The sequence below is a fragment of the Algoriella sp. genome, assembly GCF_036647415.1.
Classification (GTDB): domain Bacteria; phylum Bacteroidota; class Bacteroidia; order Flavobacteriales; family Weeksellaceae; genus Empedobacter.
Genome location: NZ_JAVXKG010000030.1, coordinates 21,462 through 42,826, shown reverse-complemented (window position 1 = coordinate 42,826; position 21,365 = coordinate 21,462). Strand labels below are relative to the sequence as shown.

The 21,365-nt window shown below is 31.1% G+C and carries 14 protein-coding genes; 4 read left to right on the top strand and 10 right to left on the bottom strand.

The window, feature by feature from the left end; translation table 11 throughout:
• Nucleotides 1-933: 933 nt before the first annotated feature.
• The 5 genes from RSC72_RS12315 to priA form a co-directional block, all read right to left on the bottom strand.
• Nucleotides 934-2,064, bottom strand: a complete 1,131-nt coding sequence (locus RSC72_RS12315) for an efflux RND transporter periplasmic adaptor subunit (RefSeq protein WP_332546071.1) — start codon at nt 2,062-2,064, stop codon at nt 934-936.
• Nucleotides 2,065-2,089: 25 nt separating this feature from the next.
• Nucleotides 2,090-3,346: an ABC transporter permease gene (locus tag RSC72_RS12310; protein ID WP_332546073.1), complete on the bottom strand. Its 1,257-nt coding sequence runs from the start codon at nt 3,344-3,346 to the stop codon at nt 2,090-2,092.
• Nucleotides 3,346-4,575, bottom strand: coding sequence for an ABC transporter permease (locus RSC72_RS12305; protein ID WP_332546074.1), 1,230 nt, complete (start codon nt 4,573-4,575; stop codon nt 3,346-3,348). The genes RSC72_RS12310 and RSC72_RS12305 overlap by 1 nt, the downstream gene beginning before the upstream one ends.
• A gap of 24 nt (nt 4,576-4,599) precedes the next feature.
• Entirely contained in the window at nt 4,600-5,289 is a 690-nt protein-coding gene (locus RSC72_RS12300) for an ABC transporter ATP-binding protein (protein WP_332546075.1), read from the bottom strand.
• Nucleotides 5,290-5,391: 102 nt separating this feature from the next.
• A complete protein-coding gene (priA, locus tag RSC72_RS12295; RefSeq protein ID WP_332546077.1) occupies nt 5,392-7,851 on the bottom strand; it encodes a replication restart helicase PriA in 2,460 nt (819 codons plus the stop codon).
• A 147-nt stretch (nt 7,852-7,998) separates the two neighbouring features.
• Between priA and RSC72_RS12290 the strand changes: the two genes are divergently transcribed.
• A complete protein-coding gene (locus RSC72_RS12290) occupies nt 7,999-8,973 on the top strand; it encodes a tetratricopeptide repeat protein (RefSeq protein WP_332546079.1) in 975 nt (324 codons plus the stop codon).
• A gap of 247 nt (nt 8,974-9,220) precedes the next feature.
• Here RSC72_RS12290 and RSC72_RS12285 read toward each other — a convergent pair whose 3' ends face one another.
• The gene (locus RSC72_RS12285) at nt 9,221-10,393 is read right to left on the bottom strand and encodes a proline dehydrogenase family protein (protein ID WP_332546081.1); all 1,173 of its coding nucleotides are present in this window, start codon (nt 10,391-10,393) and stop codon (nt 9,221-9,223) included.
• A gap of 163 nt (nt 10,394-10,556) precedes the next feature.
• Nucleotides 10,557-10,805, bottom strand: coding sequence for a type B 50S ribosomal protein L31 (locus RSC72_RS12280; protein WP_332546082.1), 249 nt, complete (start codon nt 10,803-10,805; stop codon nt 10,557-10,559).
• Between the two features lie 310 nt (nt 10,806-11,115).
• Between RSC72_RS12280 and RSC72_RS12275 the strand changes: the two genes are divergently transcribed.
• On the top strand, nt 11,116-12,504 hold the full coding sequence (locus RSC72_RS12275) for a hypothetical protein (RefSeq protein WP_332566098.1): 1,389 nt from the start codon (nt 11,116-11,118) through the stop codon (nt 12,502-12,504).
• Between the two features lie 84 nt (nt 12,505-12,588).
• Here the strand turns inward: RSC72_RS12275 and RSC72_RS12270 are convergent, their stop codons facing one another.
• Entirely contained in the window at nt 12,589-13,020 is a 432-nt protein-coding gene (locus RSC72_RS12270; RefSeq protein WP_332546085.1) for a CC0125/CC1285 family lipoprotein, read from the bottom strand.
• Between the two features lie 271 nt (nt 13,021-13,291).
• Here RSC72_RS12270 and ccsA point away from each other — a divergent pair, with 271 nt between their 5' ends.
• Nucleotides 13,292-16,585, top strand: coding sequence for a cytochrome c biogenesis protein (gene ccsA / locus RSC72_RS12265; protein WP_332566100.1), 3,294 nt, complete (start codon nt 13,292-13,294; stop codon nt 16,583-16,585).
• A 370-nt stretch (nt 16,586-16,955) separates the two neighbouring features.
• Here ccsA and RSC72_RS12260 read toward each other — a convergent pair whose 3' ends face one another.
• Both RSC72_RS12260 and RSC72_RS12255 read right to left on the bottom strand, forming a co-directional pair.
• A complete protein-coding gene (locus tag RSC72_RS12260; RefSeq protein ID WP_332545608.1) occupies nt 16,956-19,001 on the bottom strand; it encodes an insulinase family protein in 2,046 nt (681 codons plus the stop codon).
• Between the two features lie 13 nt (nt 19,002-19,014).
• Nucleotides 19,015-20,337 carry a M16 family metallopeptidase gene (locus RSC72_RS12255; RefSeq protein WP_332545607.1) on the bottom strand — a complete coding sequence of 441 codons (1,323 nt, stop codon included), beginning with the start codon at nt 20,335-20,337 and terminating at the stop codon, nt 19,015-19,017.
• 219 nt (nt 20,338-20,556) lie between these two features.
• Between RSC72_RS12255 and RSC72_RS12250 the strand changes: the two genes are divergently transcribed.
• Nucleotides 20,557-21,363, top strand: a complete 807-nt coding sequence (locus RSC72_RS12250; RefSeq protein ID WP_332545606.1) for a sulfite exporter TauE/SafE family protein — start codon at nt 20,557-20,559, stop codon at nt 21,361-21,363.
• Nucleotides 21,364-21,365: the final 2 nt, after the last annotated feature.

The following is a 21,365-nucleotide window of genomic DNA, read 5'->3' as shown; positions in this document are numbered from 1 at the left end:
AAAAAGAAAACATGTCTATAATGTTTTCAAGGGAGAGATGAATAAGATTCTTCGAAAGGCTCAGAAGGACAAAGACAAAATTCTTTTCACTAAAAGGAAAATCGTTCTTTATATATAAGGATATGAAATACGAAAAAGAATACAACCCTATAATCCTCTCAAGGGGGTAATTCGTGATGAGATGCTGAAATGAATTCAGAAGGACATCTATTATATATAATAAAAAATATCTTTCATTTTGCCTTGATGCAAAACGAAACAAAAAATCAAGACCTCAATAAATAGACTAAAACAGCATTCATTTTCGCTAAAAGATTTAAAACGCTAATCGCTAAATGTTTTTTAACGCTACAATTTATCTCGTTTCTTAACGTCAATTATTGAAAGGTCTGTTTAAAATTCGATAATTAAAAGGAAATTCTTCTTTATATATTAAGGATATAGAATCCTGAAAAGAATACACCCCTACAATCCCCTCAAGAGGGTAATTCGTGATGAGATGCTGAAATAAACTCAACAGGACATAATATTTATATGTAATAAGAAAACAAAAGATTCTTCGACAGGCTCAGAAGGACATCTTTATATATAAGGAGATGGAATACTAAAAAGAATACATCCCTATGATTTCCTCAAGGGGAGAATTTGTATGATAATATTATACGTTTAAAGATTCTTCGACGGGCTCAGAATGACAGAATGGATGTTGTTTTCACGGAAAGGAAAATCATTCTTTATATTAATGATATGGAATACTGAAAAGAATAAACCTCTATAATCCCATCGAGGAATAAAATTCGTGTGGTAAAATATTACTCTAAGTTTAAAAGTTCTTCGACAAGCTAAGAAGGACAGAAAGGATGTATAATATATAATAGACAAAAAAAAGCTCGAAAATGGTTTTCGAGCTTGGGGTTATTTTATAGAGAAGATTTAGTTTTCTTCTTTTTTATCTGTTTTATTAAGATCTGTATTCCAGATTTTAATTTTATCTGCTTTGTTTAAGCCTGATTTCACTTGGACATTAACTCCATCTGTGATTCCTAATGTAATATACTTTTTCTCGTATTTCGCGTCTTGACCTGTTCCAGATTTTAATAGTTCTACATAGGGTTTTGAATTTTCATCATAACGAACATGCGCCGATTTAATCAATAATACATTTTTAGCTTCTTGCGTTACAACTTCAGCGTTTGCAGAATAACCTGCACGAATAAAATTATCTGAATCTAACTGAACTGGTGCTTTTATCTCGAACTGCACTACTCCATTGCTTGCTACACCTTGTGGAGAAATAAAATCTAGGATTGCAATAAATGTTTTATTTGGAATTGCACCTATAGAAACATTGATTTTCATTCCTTCTTTTAATTTTCCTACTTCGGCTTCGTCAACTTTTCCTTCAAAAATCATCTTCTTTACATCTGCCATCGTTGCAATTGTTGTTCCTGTAGAGAAGTTATTAATCTCTTGAACCATATTACCAACTTCTACTGGAATATCTAAAATCATCCCCGAAGTTGTAGCTAAAATACGTGTTGTTGCAAAAGCTTCTAAACCTGGCGCTACACCGGTTTGTGCAACTTTATAATCATTTTGTGCTGCTTTCAATTGCTGTTGAGCAGATTTATAGGTTGCATTTGCGTTATCATAATCAGCTTTTGGCAATACACCTTGATTGTACAGCGTACTTGTACGATTAAAATTACGTTGTTCTTGATCTACTGTAATTTTTGCAGCGTTAATTGCTTGTTGTGCTGCATTTAATGATTGTACATTTGGCACAACTTTTAATTCGACAATTAATTGTCCTTTTTCTACATATTGTCCTTCGGAAACGTTAATTGATTTTATTACACCCGAAATATTTGGTTTAATTTCAATGGTTTCTAAAGGTTTAACTTCTCCCGTAGCAACAGCTTTTACCTCAACATTTCCCATAAAAGGCGATGTTGTTTCGTAAGTTTCGTTTGTTTGACTATTCTTTTTACCGAAGTAAAATATGATTCCAATAACAGCCGCTATAAAAACAACAATTAATAAAATTTTTAGAACTTTTTTCATTCTATTTGTATTAGTTAAGTTTTAGTTATTCTTCTCTAAGTGCATCAATAGGTTTTATTTGAATGGCACGTTGTGCGGGAATCAATCCTGCTAAAGTTGCCATAACTACCATTATTATCAAAGCTGAAAATAAGGTAAATAAATCAATAGATGCGTTATATAAAGGTATATTTTTATTTCCTGGAATAATAATTTCATTTAAAACCATTAAAAGTAATCCTGCAAAAACAATTCCGCCCAAACCTGCAATTAAAGTAAGTACGACAGATTCTAATAATATTTGTCCTCGAATTTGTGCTGGAACAGCACCCAAGGCACGTCGAATTCCAAATTCTTTTGTACGCTCGGAAACTGTAATCAATAAGATACTTGCAATCGCAATTACACCAGAAAACAATGTCATTGCTCCTACTACAACCGCCAAGAATTGCATTCCTTTTACAAATTTCATTATTTTACCTAGCATTTCACCAAGATTAAATCCGCCAATTGCTTGATCGTCATCTGGCGCAATATTTTTGAGCTGTTTGATGTATACTTTTAATTGTTTTTCGAAATCAGAAATATTGTATTGATTTGGTAAACTCAAACATAAATATTGTATAACTTCTCCCTGATTATAAACCTTTTGGAATGTTGTAAAGGGAATAAAAACTTGATCTTTACTTTCTACAGGTGATGAAGGAGAATCATAAACACCTACAATTGTGTAATAACTATCACTAATACGGATTTCTTTACCAAGTGGATGCGGATTGCTTCCAAAATATTGCTCAGCAACTTCAATACCAATCACACAAACTTTTGTTTCGTTTTTTATATCATCTTCATTAATAAAACGTCCTTGTATAATGTCTTTTCCAAACATTCGGTTTTGATCTGGATAATCGCCATTAACGGTATAAAAATTATATTTTGATCCGTATGCTATAATCGAACTTGGCTTAGAATTTCGTGGAGCCATCAAAGATATTTGAGGAAAACGTGCTTTTATCTGTCGAACATCGCTCATCTTTAGTTCTATTGTACGTCCTTTCTGAAATCCTTCGTAAGGTATAGATGTTGTTTCTCCCCAAACAAAAAGTGAATTAGTTGCTGCGTCTGCCAAATTACGATCGAATCCATTTTGTAAACCACGCGTTACACCTAATAAAAGCACAAACAAAAACATTCCCCAAGCCACGCCAATCATCGTTAAAATAGTACGCAACTTATTTTTACGAATAGCGGAGTAAACTTCGCTCCAAGCATCTGGGTCAACTATAAATTTTATAATGTTCATTATTCGTCTCTTAAAGCATCAATAGGTTTTATTCGGGCTGCATTTAGTGCAGGTATAAATCCAGAAACTGTACCGGCTACAAATAATATGATGCAAGCCATAATTAATGAATTGGTTTCTACTCCTGGGTTATAAATAAAATATTCTTCTAAACTATCGCCAATATTTTCGACAACTAATGCTGCTAATGCAATACCAACTGCGCCAAAAATAATGGTAATAAGAATTGATTCTTGTAAAATAAGACTCAAAACACTCCATGGTGTTGCGCCCAAAGCCTTTCTAATTCCTATTTCTTTTGTACGTTCTTTTACCGTAAATACCATAATATTACCAATACTTACAATTCCAGCTATCAAACTTCCTCCTCCAATTATGAAAACAATAATTGTTAAAATCAAGAAAAATTGATTCGTATCTTCCATTGCTTCGGCAGCATTTCGCACGCGTAATCCTCCATAATCTTCAGGTGAAACATTATGTCTACCTTTCATATTAACATCTATTGCGTCAGCTAATTTTGAAATATCTGGTAAACTCATTCCATCTTTTGGTGTAATAATAATGGAAGAAACTTTGTCTGTTGCATAAACTGTTCGGAATGTTGTAAATGGTGCATACAATGCTCTATCTGCATTATCACCACCATCTGCACTCTCAAAAACACCTACAATTTGATACATACTTTTACCAACTTGTAAGTATTTACCAATTGCAATTTGATTTGGAAAAAAATCTTGCGCTACCAATCGTCCTACAACAATAGATTTTGCTTGATTATCCATATCTTTATTATTAATAAATCGTCCCAAAGAGATTTCTTCATTAATCATACTTTCATATTCTGGATATACTCCAGTGATTGAATAGCTTCCTGAATTTGAATTATTTCTAATTGTATCTGATTTTGCAATTGTCGCAATCACATATTTTATTTGATCTGGAAAACTATTTTTGATAAAGTTATAATCTTTTACATCCAAATCTATTGTTCGTCCTTGCTTAAATCCCTTATAAGGTTCGGTTGTTGTACCACCACTGACAGAAATATTAAGTGAATTTGATTTGAAAAACTGTTTCTGAAAACCATTTTGCAAGCCATTTCCTAATCCATACAATGTAATAAATACAAAAAGTGCCAAAGCAATCGTCAATCCCGAAAGCGATGTTCTTAATTTATTACTCGAAATGGACGACCAAATTTCTCGCCAACGATCTACATCAAACATATTTTTAATTATTTAGCACGTAGATTAAACTCTTACTTGTTCCACTTTTTCATCGCTTACGATAACACCATCTTTTAGACGAATAATTCTTTTGCACATATTCGCAATATCATCTTCATGCGTTACCATTACAATTGTTTTACCTTCATCATTTATTTCTTGAATCAGATGCATTACTTCTTGCGATGTCGTTGTATCCAATGCTCCCGTAGGTTCATCAGCCAACAACAATTTTGGTTTTGCAGCCAAAGCGCGCGCAATTGCAACACGTTGTTTTTGACCTCCAGAAAGTTCATTCGGCATGTGAGAAGCCCAAGGCTCCAGTCCTACTCTTTCCAAATAACTTAATGCTATTTTATTACGATCAGATCGTTTTACTTTTTGATAATAAAGAGGAAGTGCAACATTTTCTAACACATTCTTAAAACCAATCAAATTATATGATTGAAAGATAAATCCTAAGAATTTGTTCCGATAATTTGCAGCTTTTGTTTCGTTTAATTTTTCAATTCTAACTGTATCCAGCTCATAAATTCCTGTATCATGCTCATCTAACATTCCGATGATATTCAGCAAAGTAGATTTTCCTGAACCCGACGAACCCATAATCGCAACAAACTCTCCTTCTGCAATTTCCAGGTTAATGCCTTTCAATACATGGAGTTTGTTTTTTCCCATTATGTATGATTTGTTCAAATCTCGGATTGATATCATAGGTTGTTAAATTTGAATAAAGATAATAGATAAGTCTATATTTTAAACAAAAAGTTACAATCAACCTTAAAGAAATATAAATTAATAAGCTATTTGAAGAAATTACATCGGATCTACATCTACATCAATACGAACCGAGCGAAAAGCCGCAATTGTATTTAATTGATCTATTTTGGCTTGTATTAATTCTTTTACTTTTTGGGGAGATTGTTTTGGAAGAATTTTTATCATCACATCTGTAATATATAAATTATTAATTCGTCCAATTGATGGCGCTTCTGGCCCTAAAAGACAACGCGATTCGAAACTTGCTTTTAATAAAACAACCAATTGTTCTGCTGTTTTATCTAAACGTTCTTTATTCTTATGTTTAAATCTAAGTTTTATTAATCTCGAAAATGGTGGATACAAAAACTCTTTGCGCTCGTACAAAATATCTTTCATTGTTGGCGCATAACTATATGTTGTTACATTTTGCAAAATTTGATGTTCGGGCTGAAAAGATTGAATAAAAACTTTCCCCTGCTCTTGACGACGACCAGCGCGACCAGAAACTTGTGTAAGTAACTGAAATGCTTTTTCGTGCGCTCTAAAATCTGGAAAATTCAATAACGAATCTGCTCTAATTACACCAACAAAATTTACATTACCAAAATCAAAACCTTTTGTAATCATTTGTGTACCAATCAAAATATCAATTTCTTTGTTCTCAAAATCTTCTATTAATTTTTCGTACGCAAATTTCCCTCGCATAGAATCCACATCCATTCTTCGGACTTTTGCATTTGGAAAAATTGCTTGAACTTGATGTTCTATTTGCTCAGTTCCCAAACCTTTTGTATTCAATTCATGCGAACCACAACTTGGACAACGAATCGGTTTTGCTTGCGCATAACCACAATAGTGACATTTTAGTTGATTAGAGAATTTATGATAGGTTAAACTTACATCACAATTTGGACATTCGGGCGTATGACCACACGTATTACATTCCATAATTGGCGCATATCCACGACGATTCTGAAACAAAATAACTTGTTTTTTCTCTTTTAACTGCTCCACAATTTCATCGCGAAGTCTATGCGAAATATCTTCTGTAATTTCTTTTTCTTTTTGTGCTTTCTTTAAATCAACAATTTCAATTTCTGGTAATTTTATATTTCCGAAACGTTTATTTAATTCAACATAACCGTATTTTTTTTGAATTGCATTGTAATAACTTTCCGCAGATGGCGTCGCCGAACCCAACAAAACTTTTGCATTCATCATTCCTCCAAGCAACATCGCCATATCGCGCGCATGGAAAAAAGGTTTTACATCCATTTGCTTATAAGACGACTCGTGTTCTTCGTCTACGATAATCATTCCTAAATTATCAAATGGAAGATACAAAGCCGTTCGCGGACCAATAATGATATCAAAATCACCATTCAAGGTTTTTTGCCACAATTCTACACGCTCATTTTGATTAAATTTTGAATGATAAACACCAACTTTATCTCCAAAATGTTTTTTAATACGATGAACAATTTGCGTTGTTACCGAAATTTCTGGCAACAGATACAGTACTTTATTTCCTTTCGCAATAACTTGTTCCATCAATTTCAAATAAATTTCTGTTTTCCCACTAGATGTTACGCCGTGTAAAAGAACAGTTGTTTTATCTATAAATTGAGTTTTTATTTGTGTTAAAGCTTCGTTTTGTTTTAGGGTTAATTCAGAAATATCAGAAATTTCTTCTTCTTTACCTTCTACACGAGAAGTCTGAAATTGATAGATTTCTACAGCTCCTTTTTCTGCCAAAGATTTCAACACTGCATTTGTAGCGCCTTGTTTTACAAAATCTGCTACTTTCAGAGGTTTTCCTTGCAATTGAGTTTCTAAAGTAATCAATTGCAATAATGTTTCGCGCTGTTTTGGTGCTTTGTTTAATTGATTTAAAATCTCGATAAATGCCGCTTCATTTCCCTTTAAATCAGGACTAATTTTGACATAATTATCAATTTTAGGTGTATATTTTTCACTTAGTTTTTCATCTAACTGAATAATTCCTTTATCTATTAATAATTTAAGTGTCGGAATCGCAGATTTTTCATCCACAACAAGGGCTGCTTCTTCTACAGAAATAATTTGACGCAATTTTAAGGCTTCAAAAACCAAAAATTCGTAATCATTTAATTCATCTATTGCTGAAAATTCTGCATTGATTAATCGGACAAATGTTTGAGATTCTAATTTTAAAGCAGATGGAAATGCATTGCGAAAAACATCGCCAAGCGAACACATATAGTAATTTGACATCCATTCCCAAAATTTAATTTGAGTTTGTGTAACCAAAGGTTCATCATCCAAAAATGCATGAATTGCTTTTGTTTTATATAATTCTGGCTTATTTTGATGAATAGAATGTACAACACCTGTGTATAATTTTTGCGTTCCGAACGGAACCGCAACACGTTGCCCAACCTTAATTTGCTGTAAATCTTCCTCATACAAATGATATGTAAAAGTACCGTCTAAAGAAAGTGGTAAAATAATTTCAGCAAAATAAGTTGTATTCATTTTCTTGTAATCTGATGGCAAGTTAAGAAAAGTTTTTAACTAAAATAACGCTTCAAAGTGTGATAAATGATATTCAATTTATAAATGAAAAATAATTTATATACTAAGATTTAATCGTATCTTGAGATATAGTTAACACAAATAATAATGAATAAAATTTTACCATTAATTTTAGTAGGTACATTAAGTATTTCTAATTTCAGTAACGCACAAGATATTAAAATTGATCAAGAAAAAATCAAAAAAGAAGCTGTAGATAATAGTTGTGAATGTTTTCATAAAATAGATCATTCTAAATTATTAAATAGAAAAGAATTATATGATAAAATTAAAACTTGTATCGATGAACAAATTTTCACTTTTCAGATGAGTGATAAAATAAATACAATTCCTATTAATACTGATAAAACTAAAGAAAAAAAAGAAATAATTATTAATATTGATACTAACGAAACAGGTCCAGAATACTTAAAGTACTATCGTATAATAGAAAGTGAACTTTTTGAAAATTGCACGGATTTTAGACAAATTATTTCTTCAAGTGAAATTGGATTAGAAAACGAGATTCCTTCTGAAAATAAAAAAGCATTAAACTATTACAACAAAGGAATTGAAGCGGTAAAGAAAAATGACTCAAAAAGTGCAATTGATTTGTTTTCAAAAGCAGTAAAAGAAGACCCTAAATTTTATTATGCATGGGATAATTTAGGAATTAATTATCGTCGATTAGAACAATATGATGAAGCAATTAATGCCTATCAAAAATCTTTACAAATCAATCCATATGGCACAATGCCTTTACAAAATATTGCGGTTGCCTATATTCATCAAAAAAATTACAATAAAGCATTAGATGCATATCAGAAATTTGCAGATATCTATCCAGATAATCCTGAAACTTTTTATGGAATAGGACATTTATATATTGCTAATTTACAGAATTATGAAAAAGGATTAGATTATATGTGTAAGGCTTACAATAAATATATTGAGAACAATTCTCCATATCGTTCTGATGCAGAAACTATGATTGGCTTAGCTTTTAAAGAAATGAAAGCTAAAAATCAAGAATCATTATTCTATAAAATATTAGAAAACAATAATATAAAAATTGGAAAATAATAAAAAACTCTTTCATTTCTGAAAGAGTTTTTTATTACGTATTACCTGTTGTGTATTTTGATAATTTCAGCAATTAAACCGTCAATTCGAGTGAAATTCTGTAAGAATTTTGTATCGAGAATAAGCTTTTAGAAGATAAAATTCTATTTTCGATACAATTTTTATTCATATCATTTCTAAAAATCACTCGAATTGACGAATTATAATTCAAAATGCACAACGGGTTACGTATTATATAAAAATCTATTTATTTCGATTTTTTACGACGTTCTAATTCTTTTTCGATCAGCATTAATTCGCGACCAGTTTGTCCTGCAACAGATGTATTTTCTTGTGCACGACGAATTAAATAAGGCATCACTTCTTTGATTGGTCCGTAAGGTAAATATTTTGCAATATTATATCCTAAATGAGCCAAATTAAATGAAATATTATCACTCATTCCGAATAATTGACCAAACCAAAAATTAGGATTTCCTTTCTCTATTCCGTTTTCATTCATTAATTTGATTAACAATTCGCAGCTTTCTTCATTATGTGAACCTGCAAATAAACCAAAACGCTCGTGGTGTGCAGCAATAAATTCTATCGCTAAATTATAATCTTTGTCCGAAGACTCTTTATTTGGTTGAATTGGCGATGGATAACCTTCTGCTTGTGCACGTGCACGCTCTTTTTCCATGTATGCGCCACGTACAATTTTGAAACCTAAATGGTAACCTTCTCGTTCTGCTTTTGTATACATTTCTTTCAAATACGCTAAACGATCATGACGATACATTTGCAATGTATTCCAAATTACAGCACGTTTAGTATTATATTTTACCATCATTTCGTCTGTCAAATCATCAGCAGATTCTTGCATCCAAGTTTCTTCTGCATCAATCATAATATTTACATCTAAATCGTAACCTTTTTTACAAACGGCTTCGAAACGTTGACGTACATTTTTCCAAGATGTTTCCTCTTCTGCTGTTAAAGTTTGTTTTTTTCCTACTTTCTCAAACAACTCTATTCGACCAAAAGCTGTTGGCTTAAACACTACAAATGGAATTGATGGATTTGCTTTTGCTAAATCTACCAAATGTAACATTACATCGCGAACTTCATCAAATTGCTTTTCCTCAGTCAAACCTTCTATCGAATAATCTAATATAGAACTTACGTGATATTTATACAATTCCTTTGCAACAACAACTGCTTGCTCGGCAGTTTCTCCTCCTACAAATTGTTTGTAAATTGTTTCTCGTATAATAGGTTTTACAAATGGTAAATCTACCATAAAAGGTAAATTAAACATTTTTACGCCTAATTTAGTTAATGCGGAGCTTCCGATTAATTTGTATAAATAATATGCTTTCTTTAAATCTTTATCAGATTTAGATTCGAAAGCAAACTGAGTATTGTCGAATAATGACATGTGAGTGAATTTATTTTTTGTGTTACAAACGCTACAAATTTAAGACTAAAAGCTTATTAAACGAAAAAAACCTACAAGAATTTCTTGTAGGTTTTTAATATATTGCGATGCAATAATAGAATTTAAATTAAACTTAAAAAGTATAATTCGTGGTTTTCTATTATTATCCTCTTTTTGCGTATTTTGTTTTAAATTTATCGATACGACCTGCTGTATCAACTAATTTAGTTTTTCCTGTGTAAAAAGGGTGAGATGTAGAAGAAATCTCCATTTTGATTAATGGGAACTCTACTCCGTCAACTACTAATGTATCTTTTGTATCAGCACAAGACTTAGTAATAAAAACTTCTTCGTTAGACATATCTTTAAATGCTACTAAACGATAATTTGTTGGGTGGATATCTTTTTTCATTTTTTTAAAATCTTCTTTGTTAACTTTAATGGTGTGCAAAGATAATATTATTTGAGAATGTTACAATAGTTTTTTATAAAAATTATTGTTCTAAATAACACGTTAAATAAATCTAATTTTGAGTGTAATGGACTTCTAAAAATTAAATTTACATTTCTTATACACGATTTTCGAGTGCAAATATAATCAATTTAGTAATTTGCACAAATATTTAAACAACTATTTAAGCAAATTCTATTCATCGAATAACAATCTTTTATCTTGCTTGTATAAACAATAAAATGATTCTTTTTTAGTTTACTTTAGTATAATGAATCATTATTTTATGAATGTAAAAACATTTATCGTTGGATTAGGAATGGCCTCATTAATTGGTTTTCAGTCGTGTCGAGAAGATTTTGACTACGATCCGATTTCATCCGATTTAAATTATAGCAAAGATACCGTTTCTGTTGATACTGTATATAATTTCTCAAAATCAGAAACTTACGTTTTGAAAGTATATAATCCGGATAATGACGATCGTGTTATTCCAAAAATATATTTAACACGTGGTGAATCTTCATTTTTTAAGATTAATGTAGATGGAAAACCTGGTTCTACTTTTGAGAATGTTCCGATTCGCAAAAAAGATAGTTTATTTATTTTTGTAGAAGTTAATGCAAAAGATGCGCCTATTAATCCGTTATATGATGACGAAATTAATTTTGAAACAACAAGTTCTACAAAGAAAATTAAATTATTATCTTGGATAGAAAAAGCAAAAATTCATACAAAAAATGCGACTATTTCTTCTGAAAATTGGAATGTAAATGAAGCGCAAGTAATTGATGGAAATTTGACAGTTACAAATGATTTAACTATTTCGAAAGGTGCAAAAGTTTATTTCAAGAAAGGTGCAAGTTTAACAATTGCAAATAATGCAAAACTAACCATAAACGGTGTATTAAACGAAGAAGTTAAGTTTCGTTCGGCTCGCCATGACAATAAATATGACTCGATTCCTGATCAATGGAACAAGATAGAGTTATCGCCAAATAGTACATCAAAAATTAATTATGCAAAAATTATTGGAGCTGACACTGGTTTACATGTTAATAATGCTAAATTAGAAATTAGTAATACCAAAATTGTAAACAATCAATCGTATGGTATTTTAGCTACAAATGCACAAATAACAGGATATAACTTGGTAATGAATAACAGTAATTTGGCTAGTTTAGCAATTGAATTAGGTGGTAGTTACGAATTTTATCAATCTACGTTTGCAAATTATTTTAATTTTTCGACATCTGCTGGTCCTGCTTATTCTTTATATTTAAGTAATTTAGATAACAATAAAAATACAACAGCTCTAACAAAAGCGACTTTCGGAAATTGTATTTTTTATAACGAACGTACACCAAATGCAGTTGTTTTTGATAAAAATGATGCTGTACAATTCAATTATTTATTTGACACTAATATTATTCATAACGCAGATACATCAAAATTGAATGTAACAACTGCAACTGGTTTCTTGAATAATATTACGCTAGATCCTTTATTTGAGAATACAAGTTACGATGCAAATAAACTTTGGGTAAAAGAAAAATCACCCGCTAAAAAAGCAGGAAAATTAAGTTTTGCTCAACAATTTCCATTAGACTATAACGGAAATCAACGTGGAACAACACCTACAATTGGTGCTTTTCAATAAAAATTTAAATACAAGATTTAACAAAAGGTGCGAAATATTTCGCACCTTTTTTTGTGAAATTTATTTTATGAGATAAATCTCTTCTTAATTTTTAATCTTATACTTTTTATGTAAATCATTTATCACAACCTTTGGTTCGTAAACAGTTTGGTATTTTATTGGTCTATTTTTCTTAAAATATTGAACTTTTAACCACGTATCATTATTGTCTAATTTTGTATAACTATTACTTTTTTCTAACACTTGATCGTTTACTGTGCTTAAGATTGCAAAATAATCAAAACCATTTTTTTGTCCTAATTCTGCAGCTCTCAATAAAGCGTAATCATACGTTCTGTCTTTTTTATTGTATTCGTTTCCATCAAAACTAACAATATATGTATCGTTGTTTACTTTTTCTTCTGTGTATCCACCAGTACCATTGTCTTTCTGATAAGTTACAGCTTTACTGTTATTACAACTTGCTAAGACAAAAAGAAAAGCTGTTGCGAATACTAATTTCAATGCTTTTTTCATACTTCTATAATTTGATTGAAAACACATTAACAAAAGTTATACCTCAACGTATTATAATTCTATATTTCTAAATATTTTCTTAAAAATAAATCTTCTAATCAAATTAATTCAACCTAAAATCTGATCTATTAAGCTATTTATCAATGCATTTATAATCAAATAAAGCGTTCTTGTTTAACAATGTATTAACATAAAGTTTCTAACAAAAATCATTTAAGTTTTAATGCTTTATCAGATAAACTCGCCTATTTTTGTAAATCAATTTTTAGTAATGAGTAAAATAGAAAAATATTTATTTTCTACCAGAACCATGACCGTTTTGCTGTTTATTTATGCAATCGCGATGGGTTACGCCACTTTCATAGAAAATGACTACGATACAGCGACTGCAAAAGCTGTCGTTTACGAGGCATTGTGGTTTGAGGTATTAATGGTTTGGTTGATTGTTCTCTTTTTAATGAACATCAAACGTTACCGCTTATGGTCAAAAGAAAAACTGCCTTTGATGGTTTTTCACTTAGCTTTTTTGTTTATTTTTATTGGAGGTGGAATTACACGTTACATTAGTTTTGAAGGCGAAATGCCAATTCCAGAAGGAGGAACAAGTAACGAAATTACATCGTACAAATCTTATTTCAAAATGATGGTTGACGACGGAACGCAACGTTTGGCGTACGACAATCATCAATATAACATGACTTATTTTGACAGAAAAGATAGTACAAAAAGTTTGTTTTACAGACAATTTGAAGGAGAATATCAGTTCAAAAATAAAGTAATCAAATTAAAAACATTTGATTTTGTACCACACGCTTTAGACACAGTTGTAAGAAGAAAAGACGGAATTAATGTTTTAGAAATTGTAACTGTTGGTCAAAATGGACGTAATTCTGTTTTCATTAGAAATGGAGAAATAAAAAGTATAAATGGAACTTTAGTTTCATACAACAGACCACAAGATGGCGCTGTGCAAATTACTGGAGAAGGCGAAAATTTAGTTATAAAATCACCTTTTGAAGGAGAATTTGTACAAATGGCCGGACAACAAGTTGGACAGATTACTGATATGCAAAAATTGCAAGAAGGTGCTGGTAAAGTACAATTTAATGTTCCTGCTCCATTAAAACTTCGTTCTTTATATACGATTAACGGTGCGCAGTTTGTAGTTCCGAATCCTGCTTTCAAAGGAGAAGTTTTATATCGTCAAGGTTCTAAATTTAAAGCTGAAGAAAAAAATCTTCCTGGCGCAATTAAAGCAGAAATTATTATAGGTGACAAGCGCGATACAGTAACAATAGTTGGTGGTAAAGGCGTTTCTAACTATTCAGCAGATGTACAAATTGATGGAATGAATATCTCATTAGGATATGGATCTAAAATGGAAAAAGTTCCGTTTAGTATTCGTCTTGATGATTTTATTTTAGACCGTTATCCTGGTTCTACAAATCCATCTTCTTTCGAGTCTAACATTACCGTTATTGATGAAGGAAAAGAAACTAAACATCATATTTATATGAACAATGTTATGGATTATAAAGGTTATCGTTTCTTTCAATCAAGTTATTTTCCGACAGAAGACGGAACAATTTTATCTGTAAATCAGGATTGGTGGGGAACTAATATTACATATTTAGGATATTTTATGTTATTTGGAGGTATGTTTGTTTCATTGTTCTGGAAAGGAACACGATTTTTACAATTAAACTCTTTATTAAAAGGTTTACACAAAAAGAAATTAAACGTTCTTATTCCATTATTTTTACTTTCTGGATTAGCTTTTGCTCAAAATCCTACAACAACAGATGGAGGAAAATCTGGTCATCAAAAAATACAGACAACAACAGAAAAAGGAAATGTACATTCGTCAGAACATATTGCTAATTTTTCTACAAAAATGGCTGATGGTGATGAATTAGCTAAGAATGTAAAAATTCCGGACGAGCACGCAGAAAAATTTGGACATTTATTGATTCAAGATATCGAAGGTCGTATAAAACCAATCAATACACAATCATTAGAAATTCTTAGAAAAGTTTATAAAAAAGATAAATTTCATGGTTTATCTGCTGATAAATGGTTTATTTCTTTGCAATTAGATCCTGCATATTGGGTAAATGCGCCGATGATTGAAGTTGGTGAAAAAGGAGGAGATCGATTAAAGAAAATAACAAATGCAAACGAAGATGGTTACACTTCTTTAATGAATTTGATTGATCCAAAAACAACACGTTTCAAATTAGATAAAGCATATAACGAAGCATTTTCAAGAAAACCTTCGGAGCGATCAAAATTTGATGAAGAAGTAATAAAAGTTACAGAGCGTTTCAATATTTTAGATCAAACAGCAAAAGGTTATCAATTAAAAATAATTCCAGTTCAGAATGATCCATCAGAACGTTGGACATCTTGGATTTATCAAACACAAGAAAATCCTGTCGAAATTGATACAATGGCGTTAGGAATGGTAAGTGTTTATTTCAATATGGTTTCTAAAGGAATAGAAAATGGAGATTGGACGCCTGCAGATAACGCAGTAGATTACATTGATAAATACCAACACAAATGGGGTAAAAATGTTGTGCCGTCGCCTACAAAAGTTGAAATTGAGGTTTTATACAACAAATTCAATGTTTTCTTTTATATAATGATTGCATACTGTACGGTTGGAGGAGTTTTAATGATTCTATCATTTATTCAATTGTTTTCAGAGAGTAAAATCTTACATCGAATTATTAATGTTTGTTTAGGATTATTAGTCGTTATATTCATAATTCAGGCAGCTGGTCTTGGAGTTCGTTGGTATTTAACAGGACATGCACCATGGTCAAACGGTTACGAAGCTATTGTATTTATATCATGGATTAGTGTATTAGCTGGTTTATTATTATACAAAAACCGAAACGCATTTATTCCGACAACAGGAGCTATGGTTGCTGTAATTATGATGGGATTTGCACACGGAGGTTCTATGTTAGATCCACAAATTACACCATTGGTACCAGTTCTTAAATCATATTGGTTGATTGTTCACGTAGCAATTATTGTATCATCATACGGTTTCTTTGGTTTGAGTGCTATTTTAGGTGTTTTCTCATTAATTATTATGATGATTAAACCCAATAAAAAGATTGAAATTTCGTTAAAAGAAATGACATACGTTTCGGAAATGTCGCTAACAATTGGTATTTATTTATTAGCTGTTGGTACATTCTTAGGAGGTATGTGGGCAAACGAATCTTGGGGACGTTACTGGTCTTGGGATCCAAAAGAAACTTGGGCATTTGTCTCAGTTATTGTTTATGCAGTTGTTTTACACATGCGTTTGGTTCCAGGATTAAGAGGTAAATTCGCCTTTAACGTTGCTGCAATGTGGGCAATTTGGACAGTAGTAATGACTTATTTTGGAGTTAATTATTACTTATCAGGATTACACTCTTACGCGGCTGGAGATCCAATTCCAATTCCATTTTGGGTTCCTGCAACAGCAGTTGCGATGTTGATGTTAAGCGTTGCTGCTTGGTATTTACAACATAAGGTTTACCATGTAAAAGATAAAGCAGAATAATAAAATTTTAAATATAGAAAAAGCTCCAAACATTGTTTGGAGCTTTTTTTAGTCCTATTTATTTTGAATAGATTGATTAATCCTATTTATATTTTCTATTAAAACTACAAACCATCATCGTTGTGAAGCATATTATATTCATCAATTAACTTGTTGTATATTTTGATTAAAGATTCGTCTATTCGAGTTGTTTTTAGTAACAACGTGAATATAAATTGTATTGAGAATAGAATTTTACTCGAACTGACTTTTTTTTGATAAAATTATCAAAGTGCATAACGAATTAATAGAATTAAAATATTAATCATAAAAAAAAGCAACTCCATTACAGAGTTGCCTTTTCTTGAAAAATATTTAAAAAGAATTATTCTTATTTAAAATCAGCGTCAGAAACATTTTTGTTTACTTCTACCGAAGATATTGTTACTTTCATGGTCTGTGGTCCCATTTCTGTTGTTACTTCTGTGGGAATTAAAATACCGTCAAAAGATTTGTACATTTTATTTGTCGTTGTTACAACAAATTCTCCTTGAGGAGTTTTCATTTTTTGCTCAGACTTCATTAATAATCCAGTTTTCACATCATAATAATCTGTACGAGAAATATCAGAAGCTACAACTTTATAATAATCGACTCCATTTTCAGAGAAAATCCCGTCAACTTTTGCTGTCTTATAACCTTCTGACAATGGTACAAATAAAGAATTTGTTTTAACTAAAGGAGCTGTAATCTCTGCAGGTAAATCCATTTTTTGACCAGCTTGATTAGCATAACCTTTTTGACCATCAAAAACTTGTTTAATTGTCATTCCCATAATTGTAAATTCTGTCACTGTTTTATTTGGTACAGCAGATTTAGCGATATAATCTCCACTCTGCCCCATTGTTTCGATTTTACCTTTTTGGAAAAGTGTTTTAACCGCTTTTACTTTATCAGTACCACCAATTGCTTTCAAATAATTATCTGTAATCTGAGCAACTGTAACAGTTGTTGTTTTGGCCTCGGCAGCTGGTTTTTCTGTTTTATTACCATAAGAATCGAAATACGTTACAGGATAACCTAATTTCTCTAATCCTGGAGCAATTTCTGTGGCTTTACCTGTTACAATAATTTTTGCTTGCTCTGGACGGAAATATTTTTTAGAAACACGTAAAACATCATCCACTGTAACTGCATTTATATTTTTGATATAATCTGCATAAAAGTTATCTGATAATTTATTTGTTTTCTTTGTTAAAGCTTGATTAGCGACAGTTTCTGGACGCTCTAAAGTCAAAATAAAGTTTCCTAAGAATTTTGCTTTCACATCTTCTAAAGCTTGTTTGTCAATTTTAGTTAATGTCATTCCTTTTATCTCTTTCAATGTCTCAACAACTGCAGAATCCGTAACCTCATTACGTACTGTTGCATTTGTAGAAAAACGTCCAATATAACGAGAATCAGAAACACCTCCACGTGCACCGTATGTCCAACCATGTGCTTCGCGAAGATTCATATTTAATTTTGAATTGAAGTCTCCTCCTAAAATTGTAGATGCAACTTGCGCAGCATAAAAATCAGGATCATTTTTCGTTAAATTAACTGGATAAGCCACTGTTACAACAGATTGTACAGCATTTGGCATATTTACAATATCTAACTCTGTTTTAGTAACTTCTGTAATTTTAGGAAATGCAGCAATGTTTAATTTTCCAGTTTCCCAGTTATTAAAATTCTTTTCTGCTAATTTCTTCACATCACTTGTCGAAATATTTCCAACAACAATTAAATAAGCATTATTTGGTTTGTAATATGTATTGTAATAATTTTTTACATCATCTAATGTTATTTTCTCAATTTGAGCAGGTGTATCATATTCTGAGAATGGATTATTTTGACCATAAACAAGAAGATTTGTAACACGAGAAGCTGCAGCTTCTACCGATTTTTCATTCGTTTTTAAACCTTCGATGTAACGTTTCTTTACGGCATCAAATTCTTTTTCTGTAAAATTTGGGTTTAAAGCTCCATCAGCCATATAACCAAAAATCTCGTTAAAGTATTTTGTTAAAGAACTTGCATTTGCACCTTCTTCCCAAAAGTTAACACTTGCTCCTAAAAACTCGATACGTTTATTAAAATCATCTTTTGATTTTGTTTTTGTACCTGTTCCTAACATTTCACTTAATAAAGATTCTGCACCTTTTTTAGTTCCTAAAGCGAATGGTGGATTATCTATTGTTAAAGTTGCAGAAACACGTGGTAATTTGTGATTTTCGACAACAATTACTGTTAATCCATTTTTTAATTTAAATTCGTTCGATTTTCCAATGTTAACCGTTGGCGCTGGACCAGATTTTGGCATAGGAATCGTAACTTGAGCTTGTATGCTAACTGCCATAAATGCGATGGCAAGCGATAATATCTTTGTTTTCATAATTCAGTCGTTTTTATTTTGCTGCTTTTTTAGATTCTGGTAAATAATTGACAATTACACGTTGGTTTTTGTTTAAATACTTTTTAGCAACGTTGCGAATATCTTCTCTCGAAACTGATTGATAGATTTTTAACTCTTCGTTGATATTATTTGTATTTCCTCCCAACATATAAGCATCTGCCAAAGCATGCGCTATATTTTGAACGCCCGATTTTGAAGCAACAAAATCATTTTCGATTGTATTTAAGATTTTTTGGTAATCTTCTTCTGAAATTAAATCTGTTTGTACTTTCTCTATATCTTGTTGTAAATCATTCTCTAATTTATCTAACGGAACATCACCTTGTGGTAAAACACCAATAGAATAAATTCCGTAGTCTTCCATTTGACGATTAAAAGCAAAAATTTGTAATGCTTCTTTTTTCTCGTCTACATATTTTTTATACAAAACAGAACTTTTACCTCCTGTTAAATAATTTGATAACATTTCTAACGCATACGCATCTTTAGATTTATTATCTGCCGTACGATAATTAATTGCCAATAATGGAACCTGAATATTTGAATCATATTCTGTTGCACGAATTTCTTTTGTAATAGGATCTTCTTTTACAACCGTTTTTACAACATCTTTACCTTTTGGTATAACACCAAAATATTTCTCAATTAATTTCTTCGCTTCATCTGTTCTAAAATCTCCTGCAACTACTAAAACTGCATTATTTGGAACATAAAATGTTTGACTAAAGTGTTTAAAATCTGCTAATTTAGCATTACTTAAATCCTCAAATGATCCAATAACACTCCAACGATAAGGATGTTTTTTGAAAACATGTGGATTGATTGCTTCACCATAAGAGAATCTACCATAAGGCTGATTATCTAAACGAGATCTTTTTTCTTCCTTTACAACCTCTTTTTGTGTATCTACACCTATTTGATTGATAACAGGCTGACGTAAACGATCAGATTCCATCCACAATCCTAATTCTAAATTATTTGATGGAAAAGTTTCGTAATAATAAGTACGATCTGTTGTTGTATTGGCATTGTTAGATCCTCCATGAGAAGAAACTATCTTAAACCATTCTCCACGTTTGATATTTTCTGTTCCCTCGAACAATAGATGTTCAAAAAAGTGAGCGAAACCAGTTTTCCCAACTTGTTCATCTTTCGACCCAACATGATACATAACACCAGTTGTAACCACAGGAGCCGAATTATCTTGATGAAGGATTACATGTAATCCGTTTGGTAAAGTATACTCATCAAATTTTATTTGCTGACCAAATAACGCTGATCCTGCAAATAATAGAGACATAAAAAGTTTCTTCATTTAGTAGTTTTTATAGTTAACCATTTTTTAGTATGTAACATTAGTAGCAGATAAGATCAAATTGTTACACCAACTTTGCAAAATAATTTAAAACAATCAGTAATAATAATTCGTCTATTGATTTAGTAGGCATTTCCTTTAATATACATCATTATTTGAGAATATTTCAATAGGTAATGTTTTACTTTTTAGTATAGATTTGTAAAAATCGAGTGAATAATGGATATTATCGAATTTTTTGGCTTTGTAGGTGCTTTTTTCATTGGTCTTATTATGGGGATCCTTGGAGGTGGTGGCTCTATTTTAGCCGTTCCAATTCTTGCTTATATCTTCCATTACGACGAAAAAATTGCAACTGCTTATTCACTTTGTATAGTAGGTTCTACTGGTTTGATTGGAGGAATAAGACAAGCTGCAAAAAAAATGGTAGATTGGAAAGTTGTATTACAATTTGGTTTACCAGCCGTTATCGGAATTACATTGGTCAGAGCATTTCTTATTCCTGCATTACCAACAACTTTATTTCACATTGGTACATTTTATGTAACTCGTAGAATGGCAATGTTTGGTCTTTTTGCATTTTTGATGGTTTTTGCAGCAATCTCTATGCTAAAAGGTAAAAAAGAAGAAAGTCAAACTCCTTTTGATAACAAAAAACTGAATCCAATTTTAATTATTCAAGGTTTTTTAATTGGTGGTTTAACAGGTATGGTTGGTGCTGGTGGTGGATTCTTAATTGTTCCTGCATTAATGATGGTTGCAAAATTAGACATGAAAAAAGCCTCAGCAACATCTTTGGTTATCATTGCAACTAATTCGTTAATTGGTTTTTTAATTGGCGATGCTTTGCATCTAAAAATTGATTGGAATTTTTTAAGTGTTTTTATCGGAATTTCGATGGTCGGAATTTTAGTCGGAACATTTATCAATAAATATTTACCCGTTCAGTTTCTTAAAAAGAGTTTTGCTCTTTTCATCATCTTAATGGCTATTTTTATGTTTATAGAAGAATTTATAATTCAATAATT